Consider the following 7,415-nt stretch of genomic DNA (forward strand, 5'->3'; position numbering starts at 1 on the left):
CTACAGCACCGCGTTCTGGAAGTCGAAGTTCAGTTCTTCGCCGACCGATTGCACCAGGTTGCCCTGGATGAAGTCGACGCCGCCCATCCACATCGCCGCGGCGGCCTGCGCTTCCTCGATCTGCTGGCCGATGATCAGCAGGCCGTTGCGGTGCGCAAGGTCGATGACGCTGCGCAGTTCGTCGCGCAGGGCCAGGTTGCTGTGCGCATTGGCGAAGCGCGCGGCCAGGCGCAGGTAGCCCAGCGGCAGCTGCCCGAGCAGCGCCTCGGCTTCGGCGCCGGGTTCGAACTGGCTCAGGCAGAACTGCACGCCCAGCGGCATCAGCCGCTCGCAGAACTGCTGCAGGGTCACGGTGTGGATCAGCGCGTCGGCCAGGCGCAGGTCGATCACCAGCGAGGTGCCGGCGATGCCGCGGCGGCCGATCGCATCGACCAGCCAGTCGGCGAAGGCGCCGCGCGCCAGCGTGCGCGGCGACTGCGACACGAACAGCCGCAGCGGCGGCACCGCGTGCTGGTACAGGTGCAGCAGGCCGAGCGCGTGGTCGAGCACCTGCTGGTCCAGGTCGGCGATGCGTCCGCCGGCCTCGGCGGCCGGCAGCACCTGCCCGGCCGACAGCAGCGAGCCGTCGCGCTGGCGCAGGCGCAGCAGCACCTGGTACTGCGCGGTGTCGCCGCCGGCGACGGCGACGATCGGCTGGTAGGCCGGCTCCAGCTGGCCTTCGAACATCGCGATGCGGCCCAGGTCCTCCTCTTCGCGCGGCGGCGCGTACGCGGCCACGCCTTCCGGACGCAGGCGCGCCTGCAGCGCGGTGCGCTCGACCGCCTCCAGCGCGCTGCCGGCGTCCTCGAACTCCTGCGGCAGTTCGGCGAAGCCGATCGCGCAACGCAGGTGCACGGCCTCGTCCTCGCGCACCGGGAAGGCATGGTTGGCCAGCGACTGGCGCAGCGCCTGCGCGCGCAGCTGCAGCGCGGCGTTGTCGGTCTCGTGGGCCAGCAGCAGGAAGCTGTTGTCGTTGAGCCGGGCCAGCGGCTGCGGCGCGGTGACGCTGGCCAGGCGGCGTCCGGCCTGGGTCATCAGCCGTTCGAACGCGGCGTAGCCGTAGCGTTCGCGCAGGCCCAGCGCGCTGGCGATCTCGATGAAGAACAGGCCGCCCGGCTCGCGCCTGCGCAAGCCGTCGCCGAGCAGGTGCAACACGTGCGCGCGGGAGGGCAGCCCGGTTTCGGGGTTGTTCAGCGGCGCGCTGTCGCTGACCGACTGCTGCGCCTGCTGGCGCGCGCGGCGGATGCGGTTGGACACCGCGGCGATCAGGTGCCGCGGCCGGATCGGCTTGGTCAGGAAATCGTCGGCGCCGCTGTCGAGCACCTCGAACTGCAGCTCCGGATCCGGATCGCCGGTCAGGAACACGATCGGCAGCAACTGGTGCTGCGGCTGCTGGCGGATCAGCGTGGTCAGGCGCATGCCGTCCAGCCCGGGCATGTGCAGGTCCATCAGGATCAGGTCCGGGCGGTAGTCGGCGATCGCCTGTTGCACGCCCTCGGCCTGCATCTCGACCTGCGCCTGCATGCCGGCGCCGTGCAGCACGCTCTGCGCGAACAGCGCCTGCGAGCGGTCGTCCTCGACGATCAGGATGCGGTACGGCGAATCGGTGGGCGGGCGCGGCGGCGCGGCGGGGGCCTGGTCCTGCGGCATGGCCGCAGCGCCGTCAGCGGGCGGCGGGACGGCAGCCGCGACCGCGGCGCCGGCATCCGGTTGCTCGGCCGGAGCCTGCGCGTGGTCGGCGGGCGGATCGGACGGCGCCGCGGCATCGGCCGCCCAGCGCCGCCAGTAGTGCGGCGGCGGGGTTTCGGCACGGATGCCGCGCGAACGCGGCTCGTCGCGGCTTGAAGGCGGTGCGGTGTCTCTGGAGGCCATCGCGTTTCCCGGTTGCACGCGCAATTATGCGATGAAGTTCACGAAGGCTGGGAGCCTTCTCGGTTCAGGCGGTCGCCGGCCGGGCGCGGCACCGGCGCGAACAGGCGCTTGACCCCGCGCCACAGCGTGCGCCACACCCACCACACCAGCAGCGCGCCGATCACGCTGGCGCCGACCACCATGGCCAGCGCCAGCCACGGATGCGCCAGCGCCAGCGCCAGGCTGGCGACCACCACCGAATCCTCGGCCAGCGAGGCGATCCAGTTGCTCGCCGGTTCCGGCGAGGTGTTCAGCAGCGCACGCGAGCCGGCCTTGAGCACATGGCTGGTCAGCGCGACGCCGGCGCCGGTGGCGAGCGCGCCAGCGCCCAGCTGGCCGTCCGGCGACAGCGTGGCCGCGGCCAGGAAGGCGCCGGCCGGAATCCGGGTCAGGGTCTGCAGCAGGTCCCAGCCCGAGTCCACGCCGGGGATCTTGTCGGCGAAGAACTCGGCCAGCGCCAGCGCGCCGGAGGTGCCGAGCACCCACCACGACGCGGTGGCCTGCAGCGCCGGCGGCAGGTCCAGCCAGCCGAACAGGCCGGCCAGGCCGACCCCGAACACGGTCAGATAGACGCGGATGCCCGCCAGCCAGGCCAGCAGGATGCCGATTGCGAACAGATGGGCGTCGGTCATGGCGGGTCTCCCGCGCGTGGGCGCGCGTATCGGCCACTATCGGGCAAGCCCGCGGCGAAGGCCATCCGTCCGTCTGCGTTCGCTGCTTGAACGCCGGCCGACGCGCGCCTGCGCCGCGCCGCGGCCGCTGGCGCCCTGGCTTACACTAGCGGGCCGGCCTGTCCCCCTGCGAGGAGCGATGCCGCCGCTGCCCCGCGCAGCGCGGCCGCGACGATGAACCGACCCGCCCCCCGTTTCCAGATCGTCCAGAACGCGCCACCGCGCCGCAGCCGCGTGTTCTGGGCCTGCCTGCTCGTCGGCTGGCTGCTGTCGCTGGGCGCGGTGTGGGCCGTCGCCAGCCGCCAGGCCGCGCCGCAGCTGGGCACGGTCAGCGAGCAGCTGCGCGAGGCCGAGCGCCGGCTGCAGGCGCAGCAGCGCCAGATCGAGGCGCTGAACCAGCGCCAGGCCACGCTGGCGCGCTCGGACCAGATCAGCCGCGCGGCCAACAACGAGGTGCAGAGCTCGCTGGCCGAGCGCGACGAGGAGATCGCCGGCCTGCGCGCCGACGTGGCCTTCTACGAACGCCTGGTCGGCGCCACCAGCCAGCGCAAGGGCCTGACCGTGCATTCGGCCGAGTTCGCCCCCGAGGCCGGCGGCACATGGCACTACAACGTGGTGCTGACCCAGAACCTCAACCGCGGCGCGATCAGCCAGGGGCAGATGCGCCTGGCGGTGGAAGGCGTGCGCGGCGGCAAGCTGACCACGGTGGCCTGGGACGAACTGCACCAGAAGAGCGGGGTGCCGGGGCAGGAGTATTCGTTCCGTTATTTCCAGCAGTTGGACGGCAGCGTGATCCTGCCCAAGGATTTCACCCCGCAACGTGTGAGAGTCTCGCTGTCCGGCGGTGGGGCGTCGGTCAACCAGACGTTCGATTGGACACTCGCCGGCAACGGCAAAGGGGAGTAGGCACACTTATGTTCGGAAACAAGAGCGGCCGCGGCAGCGGCCAGACCGTGGTCGATACCTTGATCGGCGCGCAGGTGGTGATCCGGGGCGACCTGGTGTTCAGCGGCGGGCTGTACGTGGAGGGCCGCATTCTCGGCAAAGTGGTGGCCGAGGACGGCGCGGCGGCGACGCTGACCCTGTCCGAGCACGGCAGCATCGAAGGCGAGGTGCGCGCGCCGATCGTGGTGATCAACGGCCAGCTGATCGGCGACGTGCATGCGGGCGAGCGGGTGGAACTGGCGCCCAAGGCGCGGGTGCAGGGCAACGTGCACTACCAGGTGGTGGAGATGAACGCCGGCGCGCAGCTGACCGGGCGCCTGATCCATACCGGCAGCATGGCGGCCCTGGCGCCGCCGGAGCCGGCGCGCGAGGACCCGCAGGCCGAGCCGGCGCAGCGCGCGCTGGCCGCGGCGGACGCTTGATTCGGGCCGGGGCCGCCCCCATCCTGCTGCCATGAGCACTCTCGTTTCCCTGCCCAGCGCCGCGCCCACGCCCGACTACCAGTCGCTGGAGCGGCCGCTGAACTTCACCCAGGCCGCCGCGGCCAAGGTGCGCGAGTTGATCCGCGAGGAAGGCAACGCCGAGCTCGCGCTGCGCGTGTACATCCAGGGCGGCGGCTGTTCCGGCTTCCAGTACGGCTTCGAGTTCGATGAGAACCGCGCAGAGGACGACCTGTCGGTGCGCACCGACGACGTCACCCTGCTGGTGGACCCGCTGAGCCTGCAGTACCTGATGGGCGCGGAAGTGGACTACAGCGAGGGCCTGCACGGCGCCCAGTTCGTGATCCGCAATCCCAACGCCAAGACCACCTGCGGCTGCGGCAGCAGCTTCAGCGTCTAGGGCCTGTTAACGCCATCGGGGTGGGCCACGCCGTGCTTGGGCGTGCGGGGCAAGGAAGAGGGAGGGAGCTTATGCCGATAAGCGACCGAGCGATGACGCTGCACCGTGCGCGCCCAAGCGCGGCCCTTCGGGTTGCCATGTCCGGCGGCGCCCAGGCGGCCGCGCGCGGCTTGGACAGGCGGCCAGCCTGCCGCGGCGCCACGCACGACCACCTGGACGCCGGACATGACAACGTGGCCTATCCCGATAGCGTTAACAGGCCCTAGCCCGTCGGCGGCTTGCGGGCCGCCGCGTTTGCGGTCAGGCTTTGCCCGATGCCCGAACCCATTGCCGAATTCTCCGGATTCGCCTTCGCCGGCGCGCCGATCGACCGCGCCGACGCGCTGCGCAACGACGCCGACGCGTTGGTGCGCGCGTGGGACGGCGCGCGCCTTCTGCTGCTGGATGCCGACGGCAACGCCTACGCCGATGCCGACGGGCGCCTGCTGCCGCTGACCGGCGCCGAACTGGGCGGCGGGCCGGGCACGGCGATCTTCCTGGGCCTGCGCGACGGGGTCGCCTGGTTCTCGCTGGACGCGGCCACGGTCGCCGCCGCCGCGCCGCCGCAGCGCATCGACCTGCGCCGCGCCGCGGCCGAATGGCCGGCGGCCGAGGCCAGCCTGTTCGCCTACGCGCGCGGCATGACCTACTGGCAGGCGCGCACCCGCTTCTGCGGCGTGTGCGGCGGCGCGATCGGTTTCCGCCGCGCCGGCTTCATCGGCCACTGCGCGCAATGCGGCACCGAGCACTACCCGCGCGTGGACCCGGCGGTGATCGTCGCGGTCAGCGATGGGCGGCGCCTGCTGCTCGGCCGCCAGGCCAGCTGGCCGGCGCGGCGCTATTCGGTGGTGGCCGGCTTCGTCGAGCCGGGCGAGGCGCTGGAACAGACCGTGGTGCGCGAGGTGTTCGAGGAAACCCGGGTGCGCGTGCGCCCGGACAGCTGCCGCTACCGGGGCGCGCAGCCGTGGCCGTTCCCCGGCGCGCTGATGCTCGGCTTCAGCGCGCTGGCCGAGCCGGACCTGCCGCAGGTGGACGGCGAGCTGGAGGACGCGCGCTGGTTCGAGCGCGAGGAGATCGGCGCGGCCCTGCAGCGCGAGGTGGACGACGACGGCCACGGCCTGCGCCTGCCGCCGAAGATCTCCATCGCCCATGCGCTGGTCGCGCACTGGTATCGCCACGCCGGCGCCTGAAGCCGCGCCGCGCCCGCCGCCCACGGCAGCGCCCGCGCGGTGCCGATGACGGGCATGATGGCGGCGCGCTCGCCTGGAGCGCGCTCGCCTAGAATCGGTCCTGGAGGACCTGCATGTTCACAACCCTGGTCGCGGTGATCGTTGCGCTGGTGCTTGGCCATGTCGCGCCCGGCATGGTGGCGTCGCTGCGGCGTTTCGAGGCCTACGCCGACTGGCTGAGCTGGCTGGACGCGCACACCGGCGAGGCCAGCGCCTGGCGCGGACGCTACGGCATCGCGCTGGCGTTGCTGCCGCCGCTGCTGCTGGTGGGCCTGCTGCAGTGGCTGGTGCAGGCGCCGCACCTGGGGCTGCTGGCGCTGCTGTTCGGCGTGCTGGTGCTGGCCTTCAGCTGGGGCCCGCGCGACCTGGACAGCGATGTCGAGGCGGTGATCGAGGCCGACGATCCGCTGGCGCGCCGCGCCGCGGTGGCCTGGCTGCAGGCCGACAGCGGCGTGCAGCGCGAGGATCCGGCCGGGCTGGTCGAAGCGGTGGCGCTCGGCGCGCTGCGGCGCTGGTTCGCAGTGCTGTTCTGGTTCCTGCTGCTTGGCCCGTTCGGCGCGCTGGGCTATCGCCTGCTGGCGCTGGCCGCGGTGGGACCGTACGCGTCGCGGCTGCCGCCGCGCACCGCCGCCGGCGCACGGGTGGCGCTGACCGCGCTGGAATGGCCGGTGGCGCAGCTGATGACGTTCTCGCTGGCGCTGGTGGGCAACTTCGAGACCGTGTTCGGCGCCTGGCGCGCCGCGCGCGGCAACCGCTGGGCGCTGGATACCGGCTTCCTCGGCCCGGTGGCCTGCGCCAGCGTGCGCGGCGAACTGGACGAGGAGGCGCACGACTACAGCGATGTCGGCCTGGCGCCGGTGTTGCGCCAGCTGCCCGAGTTGCGCGATGCGATGAGCCAGGTGTGGCGCGTGCTGCTGCTGTGGCTGGTGCTGCTGGCGCTGCTGGTGATCGCCGGCTGGGTCAGCTGAGCCCGGCGCCGCCCGGCGCCAGCAGGGTGAACGGGAACCACGGCAGGTTGCGCGCGATCCAGTACCCCGGCAACGCCAGCAGCCAGAAGTTCGGCCGCGACACCACGCCGACCACGGGCGCGAACCACGCCGCGCGCCACCCCGCCTTCCAGGCGACCAGTCCCGGCACCAGCGCCAGGACCAGCATCGCGCCCGGGTTCATCGCCAACGCGCCGAGCGGATCCAGGTGCACCAGCGCGTGCAGCGCACGGGTCATGCCGCAGCCGGGACAGTAGTACCCGGTGAACGCGCGGAACAGGCACGGCGCGAACGGATTGCCTGCCGCATTGGGATCGAACCGGTACAGCAGCGCGACGCCGGCGACCGCCGTCGCCGCGGCGGCCGCGCCGACGCCGATGCGCTGCCAGCGCCGCATCATCCGGCTCAGCTCATCTGCTGCATCTGCTGCATGTAGTCCATGTAGCCCTGCATGCCGCCGGTGGCGACCAGGACGATGTTGATGATCAGGCCGACGATGGCCAGCGCGGTGGTCACCCAGCACCAGGTCTTGGCGTTGCTGGACGCGCGCCGCGCGCCTTCCAGGTCGCCTTGGTTGAGCAGGCTGTTGACCTTGCTGGAGAACACGATCGCGACGATGCCGGTGATCAGCGACGGGCAGCACAGGCAGAAGCCGATCACCGTGGCGATGATCGACCACGCGAGGTGATTGGGGACGTGGCCGGGCGCGGGCGGGACCGGCGTGGCCGGCCACGTCCCCAATCACCTCGCGTGGT

At 72.5% G+C, this 7,415-nt stretch carries 9 protein-coding genes; 5 read left to right on the forward strand and 4 right to left on the reverse strand.

Going from position 1 to position 7,415, the window contains the following annotated elements; all coding sequences use genetic code 11:
* Together JR065_RS16235 and JR065_RS16240 are read right to left on the reverse strand one after the other, a co-directional pair.
* Positions 1–1,911 (reverse strand): EAL domain-containing protein, encoded by a 1,911-nt coding sequence (locus JR065_RS16235; RefSeq protein ID WP_206235340.1) that lies wholly within the window; start codon positions 1,909–1,911, stop codon positions 1–3.
* 38 nt (positions 1,912–1,949) lie between these two features.
* Positions 1,950–2,582 carry a DUF4126 domain-containing protein gene (locus tag JR065_RS16240; protein ID WP_206235341.1) on the reverse strand — a complete coding sequence of 211 codons (633 nt, stop codon included), beginning with the start codon at positions 2,580–2,582 and terminating at the stop codon, positions 1,950–1,952.
* 213 nt (positions 2,583–2,795) lie between these two features.
* Here JR065_RS16240 and JR065_RS16245 point away from each other — a divergent pair, with 213 nt between their 5' ends.
* The 5 genes from JR065_RS16245 to JR065_RS16265 all read left to right on the forward strand — a co-directional run bounded on the left by JR065_RS16245 (position 2,796) and on the right by JR065_RS16265 (position 6,642).
* The gene (locus tag JR065_RS16245) at positions 2,796–3,527 is read left to right on the forward strand and encodes a DUF6776 family protein (protein ID WP_206235342.1); all 732 of its coding nucleotides are present in this window, start codon (positions 2,796–2,798) and stop codon (positions 3,525–3,527) included.
* Positions 3,528–3,535: 8 nt separating this feature from the next.
* Positions 3,536–3,988: a bactofilin family protein gene (locus JR065_RS16250; protein WP_206235343.1), complete on the forward strand. Its 453-nt coding sequence runs from the start codon at positions 3,536–3,538 to the stop codon at positions 3,986–3,988.
* A gap of 31 nt (positions 3,989–4,019) precedes the next feature.
* Positions 4,020–4,406 carry an iron-sulfur cluster insertion protein ErpA gene (gene erpA / locus JR065_RS16255; protein WP_206235344.1) on the forward strand — a complete coding sequence of 129 codons (387 nt, stop codon included), beginning with the start codon at positions 4,020–4,022 and terminating at the stop codon, positions 4,404–4,406.
* Positions 4,407–4,720: 314 nt separating this feature from the next.
* Positions 4,721–5,635 carry an NAD(+) diphosphatase gene (nudC, locus tag JR065_RS16260; RefSeq protein WP_206235345.1) on the forward strand — a complete coding sequence of 305 codons (915 nt, stop codon included), beginning with the start codon at positions 4,721–4,723 and terminating at the stop codon, positions 5,633–5,635.
* Between the two features lie 113 nt (positions 5,636–5,748).
* A complete protein-coding gene (locus JR065_RS16265) occupies positions 5,749–6,642 on the forward strand; it encodes a hypothetical protein (RefSeq protein WP_206235346.1) in 894 nt (297 codons plus the stop codon).
* Here JR065_RS16265 and JR065_RS16270 read toward each other — a convergent pair.
* Both JR065_RS16270 and JR065_RS16275 read right to left on the reverse strand, forming a co-directional pair.
* Positions 6,635–7,057 (reverse strand): DUF2752 domain-containing protein, encoded by a 423-nt coding sequence (locus JR065_RS16270; RefSeq protein WP_206235356.1) that lies wholly within the window; start codon positions 7,055–7,057, stop codon positions 6,635–6,637. The two genes, JR065_RS16265 and JR065_RS16270, sit on opposite strands and share 8 nt — an antisense overlap.
* A gap of 8 nt (positions 7,058–7,065) precedes the next feature.
* Entirely contained in the window at positions 7,066–7,401 is a 336-nt protein-coding gene (locus JR065_RS16275; RefSeq protein ID WP_206235347.1) for a CD225/dispanin family protein, read from the reverse strand.
* Between the last annotated feature and the right edge of the window lie 14 nt (positions 7,402–7,415).

The sequence above is a fragment of the Xanthomonas sp. genome (genome assembly GCF_017163755.1).
Taxonomy (GTDB): domain Bacteria; phylum Pseudomonadota; class Gammaproteobacteria; order Xanthomonadales; family Xanthomonadaceae; genus Xanthomonas_A.